The organism is Streptomyces sp. NBC_00414 (assembly GCF_036038375.1).
GTDB lineage: Bacteria > Actinomycetota > Actinomycetes > Streptomycetales > Streptomycetaceae > Streptomyces.
The window spans coordinates 9,004,965-9,030,819 of record NZ_CP107935.1; the positions used below are offsets into that span (position 1 = coordinate 9,004,965).

At 70.1% G+C, this 25,855-nt stretch carries 1 protein-coding gene; it reads left to right on the plus strand.

Annotation, left to right across the window (positions count from 1 at the left end; translation table 11 throughout):
* Positions 1–28 precede the first annotated feature (28 nt).
* On the plus strand, positions 29–25,720 hold the full coding sequence (locus OHS59_RS38740; RefSeq protein ID WP_328497987.1) for a hypothetical protein: 25,692 nt from the start codon (positions 29–31) through the stop codon (positions 25,718–25,720).
* Positions 25,721–25,855: the final 135 nt, after the last annotated feature.

Genomic DNA, 25,855 nt, shown 5'->3' on the forward strand with positions numbered 1-25,855 from the left:
GCCCGAACGGCGCGCGAGGCGGCCCCCGATGAGCATGATGGCCTCGCCCGAGGTCAACGCTATGCTCTTCATCCTCACCGGCGAGAAGCTCATCGACGCCGACGAGGACCTCGCCTTCGAGAGCCGCCGGCCCTACTCCGGACTCGGCCGGAAGCTCGACAGGGTGTCGTCGCTGATCGAGAAGTCGATCCACGACATCGCCGAGGTCATGCCCGACGACCTCTCCAAGTCGTACGCCAAGGCGATGGGCATGCTCATCGACGACGGCGGCAAGAACTACCTGCGCGAGTTCTCCGACCAGCTCGACAAGATCGCCGAGGGCCGGCGCAAGACCTCCATGGACATCATGGAGTCCAAGTGGCAGGTCATCGCCGAGGTCATCCGGCTGCTCATCGAGATCGCCATCTACCTGGCCATGTCCTTCTTCACCGGCGGCGCCTCCGCCAGCCAGATCATGATGGCCAAGCTGCGCAGCCGGTTCATGATCCTCACCACGCTCACCCATCTGCTCCAGCGGCTGCACCTGGCGCCCTCGCTCACCGAGGCGTTCGCCGAGGCGTTCACCACCTTCGCGGTACGCCTCGCGATGATGAACTTCGCCCCGAACGGCCGCCGGCCCGACCACTTCGACTGGAACGACATCCTCAAGTCCGCCGCGTTCGGTGCCGCGGCGGGCTTCTTCACCAGCATCTTCGACAAGTTCGCGAAGGACATCGTCAAGGCCTTCGACAGCAACTTCCTGAAGAAGGGCCCGGACGCCGACTTCAAGAACGGTCCCAACTTCAACAACCCCCCGAAGCTCGACTTCAACAACGGGCCGAACCCCAAGCCGAACCCCGACCCCGGCCCCGGTCCCGGCTCCAAGAACGACAATCCGCCCACCAACAGTCCCGGCCCCAACCCGAACCTGAACAGCCCCAACCTCACGAACAAGAACTTGTTCTCGTTCCGCTTCAACCCCTCGTCCTTCAAGAACAACACCAGCCTCTGGCGGAACAACCAGATCCTGAAGCACAACGCCGACCGGCCGGGCGCACTCGCCGGGCACTACGGCCTCAAGGGCACCGCCGACTTCCTCGCCGCCGGTGCCGGTGAGGCGGTAGCGGAGATCCTGATCAAGGGCGCCTTCGACGGCGACTGGTCCACGAGCTGGTCGACGTTCGTCGGCGCGGGCGTCAGCAGCGCGGTCGAGGGCGGCCTGTCGTCCACCGCTGTGAACAGCGGCGCCGAACTGCGCAACGCCATCGAGAAGTTGCGCAACCAGCCGCCCACCGTCTCCGGCGGCAACACCGACTCGGACACGCGGGACTCCGACGGTGACACGCGCTCCCGCGGGGACTCCGACAGCGCCGACGGGCCCTCGAACACGGACACCTCGGGCTCCTCGGGCGGCGGGGCCACGCGCAACTCGCCCACGCCCGGCTCGCAGCAGAACAACGGCACGGGGGACTTCACCGGAGACTTCACCGGGACCGACTTGCCGCCGCCCTACTCGGTCGGCGACCCGCCGCCGTACACCAGCGTGAACCCGCCTGCGTACACCCCGGGTCCGCTGCCGGTGACCGCCGCGGAGAACGAGCTGTGGCAGCAGGTGCACAACGGACCCGCCGAGGTCCGCGAGCAGGCGCTGCGCGACCTCGCCGCGCTGCGTGGCTCCCAGCAGCCCGGCGGCAGCGAGATCGACGTCCGCGACAACCTGCACAGCAACCTGTCGCAGCTGCCCGAGGTCCGGGTGGTCCCGGCCGGCAACAGCCCCGCCGCTCAGATCGACGCCGATGACGTCCGCCGCGCCCTCGACAGTTTCGGCACCCAGATCACGGTGGACAACCCGATCACGGTGGGTAATCCGGGTGCCGCCGACTCCGGCACCCTCGGTGGTGGCCCCACGGCCAACCCCGCTCCCGGCCCCTCCGGGAACACCTCCGGCTCGGTGGCGGACCAGGACCTCGACGTCCAGGTCGACAACTCCGTCGACCTGGAGAGCGTCGACAACTCCGTGGACCTGGCGAGCGATGTCCAGAACTCTCCGGACCTGGCGGGCGAGCACGGCGACAGTACGTCGCAGTCGCAGTCGCAGGGGCAGGGGCAGGGGCAGGGGACTGCCGGCCCTGTCGCTTCCAACAGCCCCACGACCAACGCGCCCGCCACGGGTACGGGCAACAACAGCGGCGCCCGGCCCGGTGGTGCCCCCAGCACCGGAGGCACCCAGAACTCCTCCGCCACGCAGCCTCAGGGCACGCGCAACCCGGACGGCACGACCTCGGTCGACGAGACGCAGTCCTCGACGGACAACAACGCGCAGTCCTCGACCGACAACGACTCGCAGATCACGACGGACGACAGCGCGCAGATCACGACGGACAGCGGCCCGCAGACCTCGCAGTCGTCGGAGACCACCACTTCTCCGGAGACCACCATCTCTCCGGAGGCCACGGCCACTCCGGAGACCGCCAACTCGGCCGAGACGCAGGTCACCTCGGACTCCGCCGAGAACTCGCCCACCCCGGACGCCGACATCACCACGGCCCCGCCGAAGGTGAGCACCACCGGCTCGTACGCCGACACGGGCGACGTGGGCGACAGCGGTGACCGGGGCGACGTGAAGGCCGGTCCGGCCCCTGCCACGACGAACTCCTCGACCACCCAGCCGCAGCCGCAGACACAGCCGTTGACGATCGTGGTCTCGGAGGTGCCGCCGCCGGGGGAGGGGGCGCCGGAAGCGGCCGAACTGCTGGACGGGGCCGGGGTCGACCGGGCCGTCGTGCTCGGTCCCGCTGTCTCGTCGGACGGGTCGGGGCGTCCGGTACGTGCCGCTGTCGAACTGACCCGCGAGGGTCCGGGTGCCCCGGTCCGGGTCCGACCGCTCACCGGTCCCCCGACCGCCGTGCTGCCGGACGGCACCTCGGACACCTCCGACACCGCCTTCCCCGGCGCGGACGTGCTGCTGCCGCTCAACGACGCCCTCGGCCCGGCGCCCTCCACGACCTCCGACCCCGACACAAAGGGCGGCGTCACGACCGACAGTGACCCGGCCCCCGAGCGAGCCGCGCGCCCGAAGATGGTCTCGGACGCACTGGCCGGTCTGAACGGCAACGGAGTCGCTCCGAACCCCACGGACACCGGCGCACCCGTCACGGCCAAGCTCGCCACCCTGTCCCGCCCCTGGACCGAGACGGCCACCGACCTGCACCTGGAGTCGGGCAACGGCGATTCGACCGGCGGGCAGATCTCCGGCCTCGGCGGCGGGCGCGGGCCCGGCGACGGTGGCACCCCGCCGCCACCGCCACCGACCACGCCACCCACCACCTCGGACAATGCCCCCGCGACACCGCCGCCCGTGGTGCTCCCGCCCACCGGGCGGATCGTCGTGCGCCCCGCGAACAGCGGCCGGACCTCCGCCAACGGGAACAGCCCGGCCCGGCCCACGGGCGAGCCGGTCGTCACCACCCTGGACGGCCACAAGGTGCCCGTCGCGCAGCTCCGGCGCTTGGTGCCGAGCTCGACGGTCAAGCCCCGACCAGGGCGCGCCGTACAGACGTTGACCATCTCGCAGGGCCCGGCCGAGGACGGTACGGCACACGGCGCGGGGCGTCAGGCGCTGCTCGGCCAGGACACCTTCCGCGGCGTGCGCACCACGTCCGTCACCCCGGCCACCGCAACGGCCACCACCTCGGCTCCGGCCCCGGAGACCGCCGCGGACCCGCCCGTCCGCCGTACCGTGTTCACCGGCCCGCCGACCGCACTCCCCGGCTCGGGCACCAAGCGTGGCGCCGACTACTTCGTCGGGCACGCCACCTCCCGTACGGTCACCCTCGGCACCGACGACGCGGCGCTCCCCACGGTGAAGGTCAGCGGCGTACAACTCGGCGAGGTGCTCAAGCTCTGGGCGCAGGACGGCGATCAGGACCGGCCGCTGGTGCTGTTCTCCTGCGAGACCGGGCGGCAGCCGATGATCGCGGGCCTGCCGGTGGCCCAGCACGTGGCGAACCGCACCGGACGGCAGGTGTACGCGCCGACCACCGAGGTGGGCACGGCCCGGGACCGGGACGGCAACGTCCGCGCGGTGCTCACCGAGGGGCCGGACGGCCCGGGAGGGTGGCGGCTCTTCACCCCGGAGCCCACCGGCGCCGACCTGGACGGGCTGGCGCGCGACGCGGGCCTGCACGCGGGCCCGGATCCGGCCGACGCCTTCGCCCAGGCCCGTACCCTCCAGCAGATCCGCACCCTGCGAGGTGTCCTCGGCCCGGACGCCGAACAGCGGCCGGAGAACCGGGAGCTGCTCGCCGGACTCGCCTTCGTGGACAACCTGCGCTGGCTCAGCCAGGAGACGGCATCCCGTTACGGCGACGGCCGGATGACTCCGGACCTGCTGCGCCGGATGGTCGTCGACCGGGGCGCTGCGACGGGCCCCACCGGCAGCGTCACAGTCGGCAGTGTCACCACGGACAGCGATCCGTCCGCTGAACCCACCGTCGAGCAGTACACCGAATTCCTGCGTGCCGCGGCCGAGTTGCGGAGCACCGCCGGGCCCGACACCACGCTCGACGCCCTGCTGCCCCCGCCACCGCCCGCGCTCCCGCCGACCACCCTGGTGTCGCCGGAGGACGTGCGCGGACTCTCCTACTCACCCGCCGCACAGATCACCTGGTCGCTCGCCGGCACGCCGCTGCAGTTGTCCGAGCTGGGCCTGAGCGCCGAGGACACCGCCGAACTCGCCCGCCGCAGGCCCGACCTGGCGCCCGCGTCGAGCCGTCCGGAGAGCCTCGCCGAGGACCTGACCCTCCTCAGCAAGACCACGCCCGGCACCGCGGACATCGTGCACGCGGACGGCCTGGCCCTCCGGCGGCTGGACACCCCCGGCGGCGGCAACTGCCTCTTCCGGGGAGTGCTCGACAGCGCGCGCAGCCAGGACATACCGCCGGCGTGGGCCGCGCAGAACATCGCCAACCTTCGCCGCCTGTTGCGCGACCGGATCGCCGGGACCGAACTGGGCGACAACATGGGCGCGGCGATCGCGGACCCGGTGTTCGCCGTGGTGGACGACCTGCGGATGCGCGCTCTCGCCGGGGTGGAGGACGAGGCCGAGCTGAAGCAGATCACGCAGGACTGGGACCGGATCGCGCAGGACGTCATCACCGGCGCCGACACCGCCGAGTGGCAACGGATCATCGGGGAGAGCGACTACCCGCAGCTCGCCGCCGTGGTGCCCACACCCGCCGCCGCGCGAAAGCTCGGAACCGGGAAACTGGTCGCCGCTGCGGCCGAACTGTCCGACCTGTGGGCCTCCCCCTTCGCCGACCTGCTCCCGGAAGCGCTGGCGCACACCCTCGACCTCGACCTGCGACTCGTCCAGCCCGACCCGAGGACGCCGGGTACCACCTTCGTCAACACCCTCAACCCGGGCGGCCAGGGCGGCACCCTGCACCTGTCCTACAACGGTACCGACCACTACGACGCCCTGGTTCCGGCCTCGGCGCCCATCACCCCCGTACCGGACCCGAACACGACTCCGAACCCCAACAGCAAGCCGGACTCCGGCACCACGAAGGACCCGGCCGTCCAGGACCCGACGGTTCTGGACTCGGACGGCGACGGTGTCTTCGGGGAGTGGCTGCGCAGCATGGGCGGGGTCACCGACCTCGACAGCCCCGACACCGACACCGAGACGTCCGACACGGAGACACCCGACACCGAGACACCCGACACCGAGACGCCCGACCGGGGCGACCCGGTACCGCTGGAGACCCAGCTCGAACGGCACCGCCCGGCGCGCCTGCTGACCGGCCTGGACGCCCCGCCGCCGGGGCCGGCACCGACCACTGTCACGTTCGAGGACGGCAGCCGGCTCCTCACGGTCCTGATCAGCCCGGACGCCGATCCGGGCGACGGCACCCCGGCCGCCCCGACGACCGGAACCCCGCTGAGCCCTCCGACCGGACTCTTCACCGGCCTCGGCAAGACCACGCTCCGCTCGCCCGAGCAGGTGGCCGAGGAGATCCTGAGCAAGCTTCCGGCGAAGCTGCGCGCCCAGTTCGACAGAGCGGAGCTGCTGCGGCTCCTGACCCAGCAGCCCGACGCCTTCACCGCCCCGCGCGGTGCGCGCTTCGTGGGCCGGGAGAAGTCGGGGGTCGGCCACGAGATGACGGTCGAGGCCATCCCGTACCACCGCTGGGAACGCTTCTCCAACGTGGGCGGCGCCACCGTCCGGCTGGACACCATGCGACGCGGCCAGGCAGGCACGGGCGGCGGGCGCAGTGTCGGGTTCGGGCGGCGCATCGCCGGCGGTCTGAGCATGGGACCCCCGCTCAACTGGCTCCTGAAGATCGGCTTCTCGCTCGGCTGGACCCGCAAGACCGACTACGCGCAGGGCACCCAGGCGTACAACCAGTCCGAGTGGCGCAACTGGGAGGGTTCGCACCTGCACCTGGACGACGTCCACTACCGCGTGCGGGTGGACCGTGTCACCGAGGCGCCGACGACCACCACGGCCGCCCCCACGACGACCACCCCGCCCACCCCGGCACGGCCGACCCCGAACTGGCAGCGCACGAACGTGCACACCGCGGAGTTCGCGATGCGCGACGGGCTGAGCTGGCGACTGCCGGACGACCTCACCGTGCCCTACAAGGGGCCGCAGCGGGCACCGAAGACGCTCACCTTCCCGGACGGCATCGAGCCGCGGATGACCGACACCACCGGGCTGCACCTGACGGACTCGCCGGAGGACGTGGCGATCGCCATCTCCGGTGCGCGGCCCGGAAGTTCGGCGCACCGCACCCTGGTCTCCTACGTCCGGCCGGGTCGGCTGCTCTCTCTGTTCGGCCGGTTCTCCGGACCGGTGACCGGGCCCGAGCTGACCCGGGGCAGCGGGCAGCATCCGCTGGGGCACCTGATCGTGGAGCGGTCGGTACCGAACCGGGCGACCCTGGTCACCGAGTCGGTCAAGGCGGAGCTGCGCGACCTCACCCAGACCACCTACCAGAACGAGCGCGGGCACGTCCGTGACACCCGTCTGGGCTTCCAGGTCACCGCGGGACCGAACTACACCCTCGCCGGTCTGGAGACCGACGTACGCCTCCAGGGCGGCCCCCTCGTCCGCGCCGACCTCTCCACCGGGCGCGGTCACTATCTCGGCGTCGACGCGGCCCGGAAGACCACCGGCCGCATCCGTAACCAGCCTGTGGCGCTCTACCGGGTGGAACGCACGCTGATGGTGCGCAAGCCCGGCGAACTGCCGTCGGCGGCCCGCCCGGTGCGGGTGGTCAGCCTGGACTGGATCTCCACGCAGGACGCGCGCCGCCTCGCGGGCTGGGACAGTCGTACCCCCGGCCAGGCGGGCCCCAACCCGGACGCCGAGCCGCCGGTGCCGTGGTACCTCAGCCGGGAGGACCCGGTCCACCTGAGCGGTCAGGTCCGGGCCGAGGGTTTCCGTCCGATCGCCGCCCCTCAGACGCAGACTCCGCCGCCGCTCCCGCCTCCTGTCCAGACCCAGACCCAGACCCAGTCTCAGCCGCAGACTCAGGTGCAGCCGTCCACCCAGGGCCAGACCCAGACCCAGACCCAACCCTCGACCCAGAATCAGCCGTCGACCCAGAAACAGACGCCGCCGCCCGCCCCGCAGGACCCCATGGTGGCGTTCACGGACACCGTGCTGGACACGCTGCACCGCTCGTACCCGTCGCTGTTCGTCCCGCCGTTCATGCTGCGGCATCCGCGGCTGGCCAAGTTCTGGTACGGCGACGGCCGGATGCGGACCGCGCTGCACAACGACCGTCAGGTGCGCGAGGCGCTGAACCGGCCCAGCCTGGCGCAGAGCCTGGACGACCTGTCCACCACGGGTGTGCCGGTCACCCTCACCGAGGACGGCAAGGTGCGCCGCGGCCACCACACGCTCATCCTCAGGGCGCGCCTCACCGACCGACGCTTCGAGACCACCATGAGCGAGCGCTCGCTGCGCAACGCGGTGATCGGCACCGAGGTCTCGGGCCAGGGACAGCAGGCGTCCGTCACCCTGTCCGGCGGTGTCGAGATGGGTGTCGGGCCGCGCGACCACGACAAGGACCCCGAGGCCGGAGTGCCGCGCCAGGCGGGCAGCGTGGCGGTCGGGCTCCGGCACGCGCGGACCGACCAGAAGGCCACCAGGAACACGGTCGCGGTCGTCCACGACCACCTGATGTTCCAGACCGGCGCCGACCTCTACAGCTACCAGGTGGAACTGGGCGCCACCTTCGAGGGCCACCGCCGCCCACGCGGCTGGGCGAGGCTCGCCTCGGTCGGCCTGCTCGGCGCGGGCGTCTTCGTCAGCAAGGTCGAGGAACGGCCCCTGTTCACCCGGGGCAACGAGACCGTGGGCCGGGTGGAGCTGGCCGTACCGGCCGCGCACGGCTCCGACCGGTACGCCCCCGCCGATCCGCCGCAGACCGGTACGACGTCGACCGGCACGACGCCGACGGGTACGACGCCCGCCACCGCGACCACGCCCGCCCCGCGGCAGCTCTCCGCGACCGTGGCGGACGAACTGCTCGACGGCATCCGCCCGTTGCCGGGGACGGACTCGGCCGACCAGCAGCTCACCAAGAAGCTGCTCAGCGCCCCGCACGTGGTACTCAGCGCCGAGGGCGGCCCGCAGCGCCAGCAGCTCATGCAGGACACCGCCGACCGTGCCTCGGGCACCTCCTGGCACGTCAGCGCCCCCGGCGCCCCGGTGCGCACCGCGCTGCGCCGCGCGATGGCGAACCTCAGCGTTGCCGGTCAACTCGGCCAGTACCTGGGCCCGTTCGGCTCCCGCGTCGCCGGCCTCAACGGCGCCGGACCGTTCAGGACCCACTACCTCAAGGGAGTGGTCCGCGGAGAGCTGAGCAACTTCCGCGTCAAGAGCGACCCCAAGCCCGCCAGCTCCGAGACCACCGTCGGCAACGAACACCGCGTCAACGGCAGCGCGAGCACCGGCTCACGCACCACCCTCGGCCTCCAGGGCGCCGACACACCCCTGCAGCGGTCCCCGGGCGGACCGGCGGTGGTCGGCTCCTACTCGGCCGCCCTGCAGTACGCCTGGGGCAAGGGCCGCAGCGTCTCGCAGACCCTCACCCGGGGGCGCAACACCACCCTCTCCTACGCCGGGCGCATGTACCTGGTGGTCGCCGACACCGCCGAGACCATCGCGGTACGGGACCGGTGGACGGCCGCGATGGGCGCGATCGGCACCCGTGCCGGGGCCGGTATCAGCTCCGCGGCCGGACTCGTCTCCGACCGCCTCGGCAACAGCCTCGCCCCGCGCCGGGCCGCCGCCGCGCTCCAGCGCATCCGCGACGCGGTGATGTTCCATCTGCCGATGCAGGACGTCATCGAGGCCGGACTCGCCCCGGACGGGCTGGGCGACAAGACCCCGCACAACCTCGGCCGCGGCTACCGGCTGCCCCCCTACCTGCGGTTCCGCCGCTTCCCCACCCACCCCAGCGGCCAGCTCGACGCCGGCCCCGTGGTGAAGCAGCTGATGCAGCAGCTGGAGCAGATCGGGGTTCCCTCGCACGACCGGGAGCAGGTCCTCCAGCGGCTCTCCCCGGACTTCCTCGCCGCCCACCTGCACGAGCTGACGACCGACGGGCTGAACCTGCCGGTCCGCTACCGCACCTGGAAGAACCCCTTCCACCTGCCCGTCAACGGCAGCCCGGGACAGCTCCAGTTCAAGCTGACACCGATCACCACCACGGTGGACAGGCTGCGTACCGGCTACGAGCTGGAGGACTACCGCACCACCGCCCGCGACGACGCCGGGGGAGTCTCGCAGGACCGCGGCGCCGACGTGACGCTCAGCGGGGGCCAGCGCGCCGCGGAGGACGGCATCCTCATCGCCAACCCCTCCCTCCAGGGCACCGCGGCCAAGCAGCGGTCGAGCAATCGGATCCAGACCGCCGGCACCACCGCGATGCCGAACATCGCCACCACCCAGGCCCACGCCGAGATCATCACCAGCTACTCCCTCACCGTCACCATGACGAACGCGACCGGGGACGCGCTCGCCCCCGGTATCCCCGCCACCCCCGTCGGCACCCTCAACGAGGTCCTCCCGGCCAGCCTGCTCACCCCGGAGGGCGACGGCGCCGACGGCGCGCTCACCGAGCAGGACGTACCGGAACCGCAGCGCGCGGTACGGGTACTGACCGCCGCGCAGGCCCGCCCCGAGGGCATCGCCACCTGGCGCACCTCCGCCGCCGGGGACCCCGGCGGCAGCCCCGACCCGGACGTCCTGCCCTTCGACGACCAGATCGGCTCCGGCATCCTCGCCGTGGACATCCGCGGCGCGGCCAACGTGCACGACGCCCTGACCATCGCCACCGCCCGCGCCGACGGCTTCGGAGACAGCGACCTCGGCAGCCGGCACACCGGCGCCGGCCTCGGCAGCCGGGTACGCATGGCCCGCCTCACCTCGCTCACCGGCCTCGGCACCGCGCCCGGCCAGGCCCAGCAGGAGGCCACCACCCAGGTCGGCCTGACCGGCGGCTTCCGCGAGGCACTCGGCGCGAACGGCGCACCACTGCCCACCCAGGCGTCCTCCCACCTCTTCGGCCAGTCGCACACCGCCGACTCCCGCCTCTACGCCAAGATGCACCGCCGCGGGGCGCGGCTGCTCGCCGTGGAGAACAAGCCGCGCATGGAAGCCATGCAACGGGCCAAGACCTCCGACGCGTTCGAGGCGGGCATCACCGACAACGTCGAGGGCGCGGTCGGCACCGCGCCGCTGGCGGGCAACAGCAACGCCGGTGTGACCAACCCGGGCGCCACGGTCCCGATCGGCGGCACGAACGACGGCACCAACCTCAAGAGCACCACGGACACCACCCTCGGCACCCACAACAAGGTCCTCACCGACCGGAGCATGCTCTTCGCCCTGCCGGTGAGCTGGCTTTCGGTGGCCGAGGTGGACCACCGGTTCACCGACAGCCGCGCGATGCACGCGCTCGGCAAGGCCAAGCGCGGTCCGCGCGCCGCCGAGGCCGAGACCACCGCCCTGGTCTGGCTGCGCGAGGACCTCGCCCGCGACTACGGCCTCCTGGACGAGTCCACGCTCACCGACGAGGTCCTCAAGGCCTGGGACAGCCAGGCCAAGGCCGCTGCCGACCTCGCCACGGCCGAGAAGAACTACTACGACGCCCGGGCGCGGTCCCGGGAGACCTGGCTCGACCTGAGCGACGAGGACCGGACCGCGCTCGGCGACGACAACTCCGGCGAGCCGACCGACCTGCCGCCGGACGTGTTCTACTCCCCGGCCGTCATCGCCTGGCAGGCCGCCCGCGAGGAGGTGTACCGCTGGGAGAAGCGCACCGACGCCGCCGCCGAGGACCACCACCGCCTGCAGCTCGCCGCCTCCCGCCTCACCGCCCACCACCAGGGTTCGGCCACGGTCACGGTGCCGGACCGGCCGCAGGAGTACACCGAGCCGGGCTGGCGCTCCGAGGCACCCGCGCCGTACGTCGTCGCCGACGGGACCGACTCCGCGCCGCGCACCATCACCTCGCCGGACGGCGCCACGGTGCGCGAACTGCACGACATGCCGCACGACGGCGCCTCGTTCTTCCACGCGCTGCTTGCCGCCGCCGACACCCGGGGCCGTCTGCCGTACCTGCTCGGCGACGACCTCGCCGCCCGGTTCACCAGCGACCCCGGCAACCCGGACGTAACCGCGGAAGCCATCGGCACCGCCCGCGACCGCCTCGCCTGGGAACTGGGCAAGGACGGCAACGGCGACCTGCTCGACGCCCTTGCCCTGGACGCCGCGGACACCTTCACCCAGGCCGAACTCGACGCCGCGGGAGTGGAGTTCACTCCCGCTCAGCAGGCCGAGTTCGATGCCTTCGGCCGGCTCCCGCAGACCTACTGGCCGACTCCCGATCAGCGGGCGGCGCTCGCCACGCAGGCGCTGTCCCGCCCGTTCGCGAGCGAGCCGCGACAGGACGGCACGGCCCTCTCGGACAACGAGCCGCCCGAGCGCCGCGCGGGGGACCACGGTGGCGCCGACCTGCTGCCCGCCCTCGCCGCCCGGGTCCTGGGCACGCCGCTCACCGTGGTCACCGACGAGGGCCGCGACCAGCTGTTCCTGCCGCACGGCATCGACCCGGCCTCCGTCGACCCGGCCGCCGATCCGGTCCTCTTCGCCACCGACGGCTTCTTCCACGCAGCCCTCCCGCCCGGCACCCCGCCGCCGGTCGCCACCGCGCTGCCGGGTCCGGCGACCTCTGAGACCTCGGAGACTTCGAAGTCCTCTGAGACCTCGACCACAGCGACCAACTCCGGTACGAACACCGGGACCTCGACCACCGGGACCGTCGCGACTCCGGACACCGACACCACACGGCCCGCACCGGAGAAGCCGCCCGCGCACCGGACCCACACCACCGCGCCCTGGCTGCCGCCCGCCGACAGCACAGGCCCGCGCTACCGCCTGAACCGCGACGGCGTCCTCACCGCACCCGACGGCGCCACCTACACCCAGGGCACGCCCACCGGCCGTGGGAACGGCTTCTTCGGCGCGCTCTCCACCACCTTGCTGCAGGCCGCGCAACAGCCCGGACTCGCCCGCCCGGTGGCGTCTCGGCTGCGCCGGCGCGCCGGGGTGTCGCCCGCCGAACTGATGCGCCTGAACGGTCTGCCCGGCGACCAGGCAGAGCGCGACTCGCTCTTCTCGCCGCCGCCTCCGGTGGTCCGCCTCGGCGACCCGGCGCCGAGCCAGTACACCCTCGACGGCATTCTGCGCCGCCACCTCGCCGAGGCCCCGTGGGGCCCCGGAGCCGACCAGGCGCTGGCCAAGTGGGCCGCCGCGGCGACCGGCGCCACCGTCACGCTGATCGAGGAGAACGGAACCGCCCACACCTACGCCGGCCCGGCCGGCGACGACGGCCCGCACCTCCGGCTCCGCCGCCGGGGTGGGGACTTCGTCCCCCTGACCCTGCACACCCCGGCGCCCCCGCCGAAGGCTTCCGAGTCCAAGGACTCGAAGTCGCCGGAGTCCAAGGACTCGAAGGCCCCCGAGACGAAGGGTCCGAAGACTCCGGAGACCAAGGGCCCGAAGACGCCGACGCCGAAGGACACGACGGCGCCGAAGGACTTGACGGCGCCGGAAGACTTGTTGGCGCCGAAGATCGAGGGCACGGAGGGCGAGGGCACGGAGGTCGAGGTTCTGGGGCCGGACACTTCGACGCAGACTCCGGTGGTGCCGCCCGCGCCGCCCCTGCCGCCGGTCCCGGACCCGGCCTCGCAGGATGCGACGTTGCAGGACGCGGTCGTCCTTCCGTTGCCCCCGTCGCCGACCGGCAACGACCTCCCGGGTCTCCTGGAGGAGGAGGCGTACGAGCTGAGCACGCTGTCCGGCGCCGACGACGGCACGGACGCCCCCGCGAGCTCGGACACGGCGCCGGTCCCGTCGGAACCGGTCCTGCGCCCCTTCAAGCTGGGGAACTTCGAGTTCACCAACCTGAACCAGACGGACAGGTACATCGACAAGGCGGTCAGGATCGCCGGGCTGCTCGACGAGCACAGCACCATCAAGAACTACGTCGGCGACCGCCCGGTCCGGATCACCCTGCACCTGCGCACGACGGAGACCCCGGCCGACGTACGCGACCTGGGTGACGAGGGCGTTCAGATCAACCTGGCGAGCTACTACTTCGAGAAGTACGACACCGGTTACATCATGGGGATGCTGGCCCACGAGATCGGCCTGCACCCCCTCGCCTCCCGCAACACGGAGATTCCGGAGCAGGAAGAGGCGTACCGGGGCATGCCCCTGCCGGTACCGGGGCTGACCGACCTGAAGACGCCGCGCACCATGAACACGGAGGGTGCGGGCCAGGCCGACCACATCATGGCCGCCTACTCCAAGACCATCCGGTACGGGATCTACCGCGACATCGTCATAGAGATGGCCAAGGTGCTCGCTCAGCACGCCCGGGTCGGCGTCGCGGGAGCCAAGTCCCAGGACGTCACCGACCTCTTCGACACCTACCTGATGGACCTCGCCTCCATCGCGGTCACCAGCGACTACCGGATGAACGCGGTCAAGGAGCCCAACTACACGGCGAGGGTCTACAACGCCTACAAGGTCATGCTCCACGACCAGTTGGAGGGCAACACCGCTCTTCGTGACCTCCTGCCGTCGAACAAGAGCCTGTTCGGCATCGCACGGTCCTTCACCCAGCTCGCCACCAGCATCGCGACCAACAACCGCGGCGACAGCATCCAGCAGCCGGTTGCTCCGGAGCAGGCCGCGGGCAACACCGGCGAGGCACGCCCCCGGCTGCCCGAGCCCGGCACCACCGGCACGGGCACCGGTAGCGAGACGCCGACCCCGCCACCCGGCACCTCGCAGCCCAGAGGGCCGCGCGACAACCGCCCCCGGTTCGTGGTGCGTTCCGGCTTCGACGCCCGCCGGTTCTCGTACCGGGGCGAGCCGGTCACCGACCTCACTGTCCGCATCGCGTTGCGCGGCACGGACGGCCAGGCCGCCCATGTGTTCGACCAGCTCACGGCTGGTGTGGAGGAGTTCCTGAACGCCCCGCACCACCGCCTGCTGAACGGTGACCGGCTGCATGTCACGGTCGAGCTGGTCGACCCCTCGCAGTCACCGCGGTCACCGAATTCAAAGTCACCGCATCTGACGGTGGACCTGGCGGGCCGGGACCAGGCGATGGACCAGGTCACCTGGTGGGCCGACGCCGCCCCGGTCCAGTTGGTGCACGAGCTCACCCATCAGCTCGGCCTGCGCGACGAGTACCGGGATGCCGAATCCCCGCACCGCCCGCACATCCTCGGCAGCCTGCTGGGTGATCTCAACGAGGCCCCCGAAGACCCCTCGCTCGCCGCCGCCGGCCTGCGCGACCGGCACATGGCCCTGCTCGGAGCGCTCATCGGAGATGTGACTCCGGCGCCTCAGCAGGACGGCGACCAGGCCGACGAGAGCTGGGCGGCGGCCCGAATGTCCGCCACCGAGCAACCCCGCGAGGCCATCTGGGTGGACCCGGTGTCCCTGCCCCGGCCGGCGGACGACACGGCCGTCACTGAGGTCCCGGCCCGCACGCCGCAGGACCCGGATGCGGCACCCGTCGTGCCGGAGCCGGTCCTGCGTTCCTTCAAGCTGGGGAACTTCGAGTTCACCAACCTGAACCAGACGGAGAAGTACGTCGAGAAGGCGGTCCGGATCGTCGAGCTGCTCGACGAGCACAGCACCATCAAGAACTACGTCGCCGGCCGTCCGGTCCGGATCACCCTGCATGTGCGGACGACGGAGACCCCGGCCGACGTGACGGACCGCGGTGATGCCGGTGTCGACATCAACCTGGCGAGTTACTACTTCGAGAAGTACGACATCGGTTACATCATGGGGATGCTGGCCCATGAGATCGGCCTGCACCCCCTCGCCTCCCGGGATACGAAGATCCCCGAGGAGGAGGACCTGTACAGGGGCATGCCCCTGATGGTGCCGGGCCTGGAGACCCTGAAGACGCCGCGCTTCATGAACACCGAGGACGCCGGTCAGGAAGACCACATCATGGCGGCCTTCCCGCACACCATCCGGCACGGCATCTACCGGGACATTGTGCTGGAGATGGCCGAGGTGCTCGCGCAGCACGTACGGGTCGGTGTCGCGGGCGCGAAGCCCAAGGACGTCACGGACCTGATCGACACGTACCTGATGGATCTCGCGTCCATCGCGGTCACCAACGACCACCGGGCGCGAGCGGTCCGAGACCCGGCCTACACGGCGAGGGTCTACAACGCCTACAAGGCCCAGCTCGCCGAGCGTCTTGCCCAGGACAGTCCCGTACGGCCTCTGCTGCCCGCCGACAAGGGCAGGTTCGGTGTTTTGGGTGACTTCGCCGCACTGGCCACCAGCGTCGGTACCAACAACCGCGGCGACAGCATCCAGCGACCCGTCGCCCCGGAGCAGCCCGGCGGCAACCCCGGCGAGGCTCGCCCCCGACTGCCCCAGACCGACACGGCCAACACGGACGCTACGGCCAACACGGCCAACAGGATCGGCACGGCGGCCACCGGCGTCTCGCCGCGCATGCTGCAGGACCCGAACGCGACGCCCACAGCGCCTGAACCGGTCCTCACCCCCTTCAAGTCGGGGAACTTCGAGTTCACCAACCTGAAGCACACGAACGAGGTGTACCGCGACAAGGCGGTCCGGATCATCGAGCTGCTCAGGAAGCACGACACGATCCGTAACTACGTGGGCAGCCGTCCGGTCCGGATCACCCTGCATGTGCGGACCACGGAGACCCCGGCCGACGTGACGGACCGCGGTGATGCCGGTGTCGACATCAACCTGGCGAGTTACTACTTCGAGAAGTACGACATCGGTTACATGATGGGGATGCTGGCCCATGAGATCGGCCTGCACCCGCTGGCCTCCAAGGACACGAACATCCCCGACGAGGAGGAGATGTTTGCCGGAATGCCGTTGGCCGTGCCGGGGCTGTCGGACCTGAAGACGCCGCGCTTCATGAACACCGAGGGTGCGGGTCAGGCGGACCACATCATGGCGGCGTTCCCGAGCAGTACGAGGCATCGGATCTACCGGGACATCGTGGTCGGCATGGCCCATGATCTGGCGGAGGAGGCGCGGACGGGTGAGGAGGGTGCGAAGGCGAAGGACGTCACGGACCTGATCGACACCTATCTGATGGACCTGGCGACGATCGCGCTCACCAATGACAAGCGCAAGGACGCTGCCTGGGAGCCGCGTTACACGGCGAAGGTCTACAACGCCTACAAGGAGCAGTTCGCCGCACAGCTGACGCAGGACAGCCCCGTGAGGAGCCTGCTGCCGGCCGACAAGAGCTGGTACAACGTGACCGGCAACTTCCTGGGTCTGGGCAGCAGCGTCGCGTTCAACAACCAGGGCGACAGCATCCAGACCGTCGCTCCGGCACAGGCACAGAGCGGCACCGAGACCGGCGAAGCGCGCCCGCGGCTCACCGGCAGCAACACGGATGCGCCACTGGGGTCCCGGCCGAACGGCTCACCGCGCTCTGGGGGATCGCGGGACAGGCGCCCTCGTTTCGTGGTGCGGTCGGGCTTCGACGCGCGGCGGTTCACCTACGACGGTGACCCGGTCACCGATCTGACCGTGCGTATCGCGCTGCGCGGTACGGAGAGCCAGAAGGCGCATGCCTTCGCTCAACTCGGCGCGGGTGTCGCCGAGTTCCTCAACGAACCCGGCTACCGCCTGCCGAACGGTGACCTGTTGCATGTGACGGTCGAGTTGGTCGATCCGTCGCAGCTGTCGCAGCCGTCGCCGGAGTCGTCGCCGAAGGGTCCGCATCTGACGGTGGACCTGGTCGGCCGGGACCGGGCGATGGACCAGGTCACGTGGTGGGCGGACGCGGATCCGGTGCAGATGGTGCATGAGCTGACGCATCAGCTCGGTCTGCGGGACGAGTACCGGGACGCGGACTCCCCGCAGCGTCCGCACATCCCGGGCAGTCTCCTCGGCGATCTCAACGCGGCTCCCGAGGATGCCTCACTCGCCGCCAAGGGCCTTCGCGGCAGACACCTGGCGCTGCTGAGCGCGCTGATCGGGGACGTGACCCAGCGGCCCGAGCGAGGTGCGCAGGAGGACGGCGAGCAGACCTGGGACAAGATCCGCGAGGACACCGACGAGGTCCGCCGCGAGGCCATCTGGGTCGACCCGGTCTCCCTGCCCCGACCGGCGGACGGTACCGACAACAACGCGTCGTCCACAGGGGTCCCGGCGCACATGCTGCAAGGCTCCAACTCCAACTCCAACTCCAATTCCAACCCGACACCTGGCACCGCCGCCGCACCCGACTCCGGACCCTTCGTGATGGAGAACTTCGAGTTCACCAATCTGAAGCGTTCGAATGAGAGGTACCGGGACAAGGCGACTCGGATCGTCGAGCTGCTCAGGGACCATCCGACGATCAAGGCGTACGTCGGCGACCGTCCCGTCCGGATCACCTTGCACGTGCGGACGACGGAGCCTCCGGCGGACGTGCGCGACCTGGGTGACGAGGGCGTCCAGATCAACCTGGCCAGTTACTACTTCGAGAAGTACGACATCGGTTACATCATGGGCATGCTGGCCCATGAGATCGGCCTGCACCCGCTGGCCTCCAAGGACACGAACATCCCCGACGAGGAGGAGATGTTCGCCGGAGTGCCGTTGGCCGTGCCGGGGCTGGCGCACTTGACGCCGCCGCGCACGATGAGCACCGACGGTGCGGGTCAGGCCGACCACGTCATGGCCGCCTACCCCAGTGGCACCAGGCATGGGATCTACCGCGACATCGTGCTGAAGATGGCGGAGATGATGGCGGAGTTCGCGCAGGCACAGGTGCCGGGAGCCAAGCTCCAGGACGCCACGGACCTGATCGACACCTACCTGATGGACCTCGCCTCCATTGCGGTCACCAACGACCACCGGGTGAACGCGGCACGAGAGCCCGGCAACACGGCCAAGGTCTACAACGCGTACAAGGAGCAGTTCGCGGCGCGCATGGCCGACGACAGCCCCGCCCGTGCCCTGCTGCCCCCGGACAAGGGCATGTTCGGCGTCATACGGGACTTCGCCACACTGGCCGCCGGCGTCGCCACCAACAACCGCGGCGACAGCATCCAGCCGCCCGCGCCGACGGACGAGGCCCGCCCCCGTCTCCCGCAGCCGACCGACAGCGCTCAGCAGACCGAGGAGTCCATCGAGCAAGCCCCGTCGACCGAGCAAGCCCCGTCGACCGGACCGCGGTTGAAGGGGCCGCGCGACAGCCGACCTCGGTTCGTGGTGCGCTCGGGCTTCGATGCGCGGCGGTTCACCTATGACGGCGAACCGGTCACGGACCTCACGGTCCGCATCGCGCTGCGCGGAACGGCGGAGGAAACCCCGCGCGCGTTCGGTCAACTCAGCGCGGGTGTGGCCGAGTTCCTGAACAGTCCCGGCTACCGGCTGCCGAATGGTGACCGGCTCCATGTGACGGTCGAGTTGGTCGATCCGTCGCAGCCTTCGATGGGGCGGTCGCCGGAGTCCTTGCCGAAGGGTCCGCATCTGACGGTGGACCTGGTCGGCCGGGATCAGGGGATGGACCAGGTCACGTGGTGGGCGGACGCGGATCCGGTGCAGATGGTGCATGAGCTGACGCATCAGCTCGGTCTGCGGGACGAGTACCGGGACGCGGATTCTCCGCAGCGTCCGCACATTCCGGGAAGTCTCCTCGGTGACCTGAACGCGGCCCCCGAGGACTCTTCGCTGGCCGCCAAGGGTCTTCGCGGCAGGCACCTGGCGCTGCTGAGCGCGCTGATCGGCGACGTAAAGCCTCGTCCGCAGGGGAGCGAACTTGAGGACACCGGGCGGACCTGGGACGAGGTGCGCATCGACACCAAGGAGGTCCTGCGCGAGTCGGTCTGGGTGGACCCGGTGTCCCTGCCCCGGCCGGCGGACGACACGGCCGTCACTGAGGTCCCGGCCCGCACGCCGCAGGACCCGGATGCGGCACCCGTCGTGCCGGAGCCGGTCCTGCGTTCCTTCAAGCTGGGGAACTTCGAGTTCACCAACCTGAACCAGACGGAGAAGTACGTCGAGAAGGCGGTCCGGATCGTCGAGCTGCTCGACGAGCACAGCACCATCAAGAACTACGTCGGCGACCGTCCGGTCCGTATCACCTTGCATGTGCGGACGACGGAGACCCCGGCGGACGTGCGCGATCTGGGCGACGAGGGCGTCCAGATCAACCTGGCCAGCTATTACTTCGAGAAGTACGACATCGGCTACATGATGGGGATGCTGGCCCACGAGATCGGCCTGCACCCCCTCGCCTCCCGGGATACGAAGATCCCCGAGGAGGAGGACCTGTACAGGGGCATGCCCCTGATGGTGCCGGGCCTGGAGACTCTGAGTACGCCGCGCTTCATGAACACCGAGGGTGCGGGCCAGGCCGACCACATCATGGCGGCCTTCCCCCACACCATCCGGCATGGCATCTACCGCGACATCGTCGTAGAGATGGCCGAGGTGCTCGCGCAGCACGCGCGGGTCGGGGTGGCGGGTGCCAAGGCGAAGGACGTCACGGACCTGATCGACACCTATCTGATGGACCTGGCGTCCATCGCGGTCACCAACGACCACCGGGCGAGGGCGATCAAGGACCCGGCCTACACGGCGAGGGTCTACAACGCCTACAAGACCCAGCTCGCCGAGCGCCTTGCTCCGGACAGCCGTGTCCGCCCGCTGTTGCCCGGGGACAAGGGCAGATTCGGTGTCCTGGGTGATTTCGCCGCACTGGCCACCAGCGTCGGTACCAACAACCGCGGCGACAGCATCCAGCAGCCGACCGCCCCGGAGCAGACCAGCGGCGATCCCGCGGAGGCACGCCCCCGACTGCCCCAGACCGACACCGACGGCACGGCCGACACGGACGCTACGGCCGACATGGACGCTACGGCCGACACGGCGACCATCGGCGTCTCGCCGCGCATGCTGCAGGACCCGCCCGCGGCACCGACCACCGCCACCGACACTGCCGCCGAACCGACTCTCATCCCCTTCAAGTCGGGGAACTTCGAGTTCACCAACCTGAAGCACACGGACGAGAGGTATCGCGACAAGGCGGTCCGGATCATCGAACTGCTCCGGAAGCACGACACGATCAAGACCTATGTCGACGATCGTCCGGTCCGTATCACCCTGCACGTGCGGACGACGGAGACCCCGGCGGACGTACGCGACCTGGGCGAGGACGGCGTCCAGATCAACCTGGCGAGTTACTACTTCGAGAAGTACGACATCGGTTACATCATGGGGATGCTGGCCCATGAGATCGGCCTGCACCCGCTGGCCTCCAAGGACACGAACATCCCCGACGAGGAGGAGATGTTTGCCGGAATGCCGTTGGCCGTGCCGGGGCTGTCGGACCTGAAGACGCCGCGCTTCATGAACACCGAGGGTGCGGGTCAGGCGGACCACATCATGGCGGCGTTCCCGAGCAGTACGAGGCATCGGATCTACCGGGACATCGTGGTCGGCATGGCCCATGATCTGGCGGAGGAGGCGCGGACGGGTGAGGAGGGTGCCAAGGCGAAGGACGTCACGGACCTGATCGACACCTATCTGATGGACCTGGCGACGATCGCGCTCACCAATGACAAGCGCAAGGACGCTGCCTGGGAGCCGCGTTACACGGCGAAGGTCTACAACGCCTACAAGGAGCAGTTCGCCGCACAGCTGACGCAGGACAGCCCCGTGAGGAGCCTGCTGCCGGCCGACAAGAGCTGGTACAACGTGACCGGCAACTTCCTGGGTCTGGGCAGCAGCGTCGCCTTCAACAACCAGGGCGACAGCATCCAGACGGCCATGCCCGCGCCGAGCAGCAGTGATACCGGCGAAACGCACCCCCGGCTCTTGCAGGACAGCACCCAGTCCGCGCTGCGGGGCGGGCCGTCCGGCACCGAGCGGCCGAGGAGAGGACCACGGGACAGGCGCCCCCGTTTCGTGGTGCGGTCGGGCTTCGACGCGCGGCGGTTCACCTACGACGGTGACCCGGTCACCGACCTGACGGTGCGCATCGCGCTGCGCGGTACGGAGAGCCAGAAGGCGCATGCCTTCGCACAACTCGGCGCGGGCGTGGCTGAGTTCCTGAACAGTCCCGGATACCGGCTGCCGAACGGTGACCTGTTGCATGTGACGGTCGAGTTGGTCGATCCGTCGCAGCCGTCACAGCCGTCGCTGGAGCTGTCGCCGGAGTCTTCGTCGAAGGGTCCGCATCTGACGGTGGACCTGGTGGGCCGGGATCAGGCGATGGACCAGGTCACGTGGTGGGCGGACGCGGATCCGGTGCAGATGGTGCATGAGCTGACGCATCAGCTCGGTCTGCGGGACGAATACCGCGACGCGGATTCTCCGCAGCGTCCGCACATCCCGGGCAGTCTCCTCGGTGACCTGAACGCGGCCCCCGAGGACGCCTCGCTGGCCGCCAAGGGCCTTCGCGGCAGGCACCTGGCGCTGCTCGGTGCGCTGATCGGGGACGTGACCCCGCGGCCCGAGCGAGGTGCGCAGGAGGACAGCGAGCAGACCTGGAACAAGATCCGCGAGGACACCGACGAGGTCCGCCGCGAGGCCATCTGGGTCGACCCGGTCTCCCTGCCCCGACCGGTGGGCGACGGGACCGACACCACCGCGTCCACCGGGGTCCCGGCGCACATGCAGCAGGACCCGGACCGGACGCCCGCCGCGCCGGAGCCGGCCCTTCGTGCCTTCAAGGTGGGGAACTACGAGTTCACCAACCTGAACCAGACGGACAGGTACGTCGACAAGGCGGTCCGGATCATCGAGCTGCTCGACGAGCACAACACGATCAAGAACTACGTCGCCGGCCGTCCGGTCCGTATCACCTTGCACGTGCGGACGACGGAGGCCCCGGCCGACGTACGCGATCTGGGTGACGAGGGCGTCCAGATCAACCTGGCCAGCTATTACTTCGAGAAGTACGACATCGGTTACGTCATGGGGATGCTGGCCCATGAGATCGGCCTGCACCCCTTGGCTTCCCGCAACGCGCGGATCCCGGAGGAGGAGGACCTGTATCGCGGCATGCCCCTGATGGTGCCGGGCCTGGAATCCCTGAGTACCCCGCGTTTCATGAACACCGAGGGTTCGGGTCAGGAAGACCACATCATGGCGGCCTTCCCGCACACCATCCGGCATGGCATCTACCGGGACATCGTGCTGGAGATGGCCGAGGTGCTCGCGCAGCACGTACGGGTCGGGGTGGCGGGGGCCAAGGCGAAGGACGTCACGGACCTGATCGACACGTATCTGATGGATCTCGCCTCGATCGCGGTCACCAACGACCACCGGGCGCGAGCGGTCCGAGACCCGGCCTACACGGCGAGGGTCTACAACGCCTACAAGGCCCAGCTCGCCGAGCGTCTTGCCCAGGACAGTCCCGTACGGCCTCTGCTGCCCGCCGACAAGGGCAGGTTCGGTGTTTTGGGTGACTTCGCCGCACTGGCCACCAGCGTCGGTACCAACAACCGCGGCGACAGCATCCAGCGACCCGTCGCCCCGGAGCAGCCCGGCGGCAACCCCGGCGAGGCTCGCCCCAGGCTGCCCCAGGCCAACACCGAGCCGACGTCGGAGCCCACGCCCGAGCCCGCGCCGACGCCACTGACGGAGCCGACCCCGGAGCCGGTCCTCACCCCCTTCAAGTCGGGGAACTTCGCTTTCACGAACCTGAAGCACACGGACGAGAGGTACCGGGACAAGGCCGTCCGCATCATCGAGCTGCTGCGGGACCACCCGACGATCAAGTCGTACGTCGGTGAGCGCCCCGTCCGGATCACCCTGCACGTACGGACGACGGAGACCCCGGCGGACGTACGCGACCTGGGTCAGGACGGCGTCCAGATCAACCTGGCGAGCTACTACTTCGAGAAGTACGACATCGGTTACGTCATGGGGATGCTGGCCCATGAGATCGGCCTGCATCCGCTCGCCTCCCGGAACGGGGACATCCCGGACGAGGAAGCCATGTTCCGAGGCATCCCGCTGCCTGTGCCGGGGCTGGCCGACCTGCGGACTCCGCGCACGATGAACACCGACAGCGCGGGTCAGGCGGACCACATCATGGCCGCGTTCCCCAGCAGTACACGGCACGGGATCTACCGGGACATCGTCCTGAAGATGGCCGACATGCTGGCCGAGGCCGCGCAGGCGGGTGTGGAGGGTGCCAAGGCCAAGGACGTCACCGACCTGATCGACACCTACCTCATGGACCTCGCCTCGATCGCGATCACCAGCGACTACCGGATGAACGCGGCGAAGGAACCGGGCAACACGGCCAAGGTCTACAACGCGTACAAGGCGCTGTTCGCGGCGCGCATGGCTGATGACAGTCCCGCCCGTGCCCTGCTGCCGGCCGACAAGGGCATGTTCGGCGTCGTACGGGACTTCGCGACTCTGGCCGCCAGCCTCGCGACCAACAACCGCGGCGACAGCATCCAGCAGCCCATCCCGGCGTCAGAGGCCCGCCCCCGGCTTCCGCACGACACCGATGGCGCCCAGCAGGTCGGGAAGAGCATCGAGCAAGCCCTGGCCGGTACACCGCAGTTGGTGGGCCCGCGCGACAGCCGGCCGCGTTTCGTGGTGCGGTCGGGCTTCGACGCCCGGCGGCTCTCCTACCAGGGCGAGCAGATCACGGACCTCACCATCCGCGTCGCGATGCGCGGCACGGACTCACAAAGGGCGCGCGCGTTCGGTCAACTCGACGCGGGCGTGCATGAGTTCCTCAACGAACCCGGCTACCGCCTGCCGAACGGTGACCTGTTGCATGTGACGGTCGAGTTGGTCGATCCGTCGCAGCCGTTGCTGGGGCCGTCGCCGGAGTCGTCGCCGAAGGGTCCGCATCTGACGGTGGACCTGGTCGGCCGGGACCGGGCGATGGACCAGATCACGTGGTGGGCGGACGCCGACCCGGTGCAGATGGTGCACGAGCTGACCCACCAGCTCGGTCTGCGGGACGAATACCGCGACGCGGATTCTCCGCAGCGTCCGCACATCCCGGGCAGTCTCCTCGGTGACCTGAACGCGGCCCCCGAGGACTCTTCGCTGGCCGCCAAGGGCCTTCGCGGCAGGCACCTGGCGCTGCTGAGCGCGTTGATCGGCGATGTGGAGCCTCCGCTGGAGCGGAGCGGACCGGAGGACACGGGGCGGACCTGGGACGAGGTGCGCATCGACACCAAGGAGGTCCTGCGCGAGTCGGTCTGGGTGGACCCGGTCTCGCTGCCCCGACCGGCGGACGATGCGGCGGTCACCGAAGTCCCGGCCCGTATGCAGCAGGACCCGAACACGGCGTCCGACCCGGCAACAGACCGAGCGACACCGGCCTACGCACCGTTCTCCTCGGGGAACTTCGAGTTCACCAACCTGAAGCACACGGACGAGGCATACCGCGACAAGGCGATCCGCATCATCGATCTGCTCCGGAAGCACGACACCATCAAGGAGTACGTGGGTGACCGCCGTGTCCGCATCACCTTGCACGTGCGGACGACGGAGACCCCGGCCGACGTGACGGACCGCGGTGACGCCGGGGTGGACATCAACCTGGCGAGCTACTACTTCGAGAAGTACGGCATCGGCCACATCATGGGCATGCTGGCCCACGAGATCGGTCTGCATCCCCTCGCCTCCCGGAACCGGGACATCCCTGACGAGGAGGACATGTTCCGGGGAGTTCCGCTCACCGTGCCGGGGCTGTCGGACCTGAAGACGCCGCGGACCATGAACACCGAGGGTGCGGGTCAGGCGGACCACATCATGGCGGCGTTCCCCAGCAGCACCAGGCACCGCATCTACCGTGACATCGTCCTGAAGATGGCCGGTGTCCTGGCGGAGGATGCGCGCCTGGGCGAGGACGGGGCCCGGGCCCAGGACGTCACGGACCTGATCGACTGCTACCTGATGGACCTGGCCTCCATCGCCCTCACCAACGACTACCGGATGAACGCGGCGAAGGAGCCCGGCTACACGGCGAGGGTCTACAACGCCTACAAGGAGATGCTCCTGGCCCAGCTGGCGGAGGAGACTTCCCTCCAGGCACTCCTCCCGTCGAACAAGACCATGTTCGGCGTGATGAACGACTTCCGCCGCATCGGCACGTACATCGCGATCAGCAACAACGGCGACAGCATCCAGCAGGCCCACACGACCTGACCGCACCCCGGCCAGGTCGTCCCGTCGTCGTTTTCGGCCAATTCCCGGCCGTCCCGCGTGGTGGTTCACGTTGTCGCGTTTGCGGTCTGGCGATTCGTGCCGTCCACCGCCAGGATGCCCGCCTGTCGAGGAACG

Bases quoted from the DNA above. Each gene is read 5' to 3' on its own strand.
- OHS59_RS38740 (WP_328497987.1), top strand. From the start codon at position 29: ATGAGCATGATGGCCTCGCCCGAGGTCAACGCTATGCTCTTCATCCTC.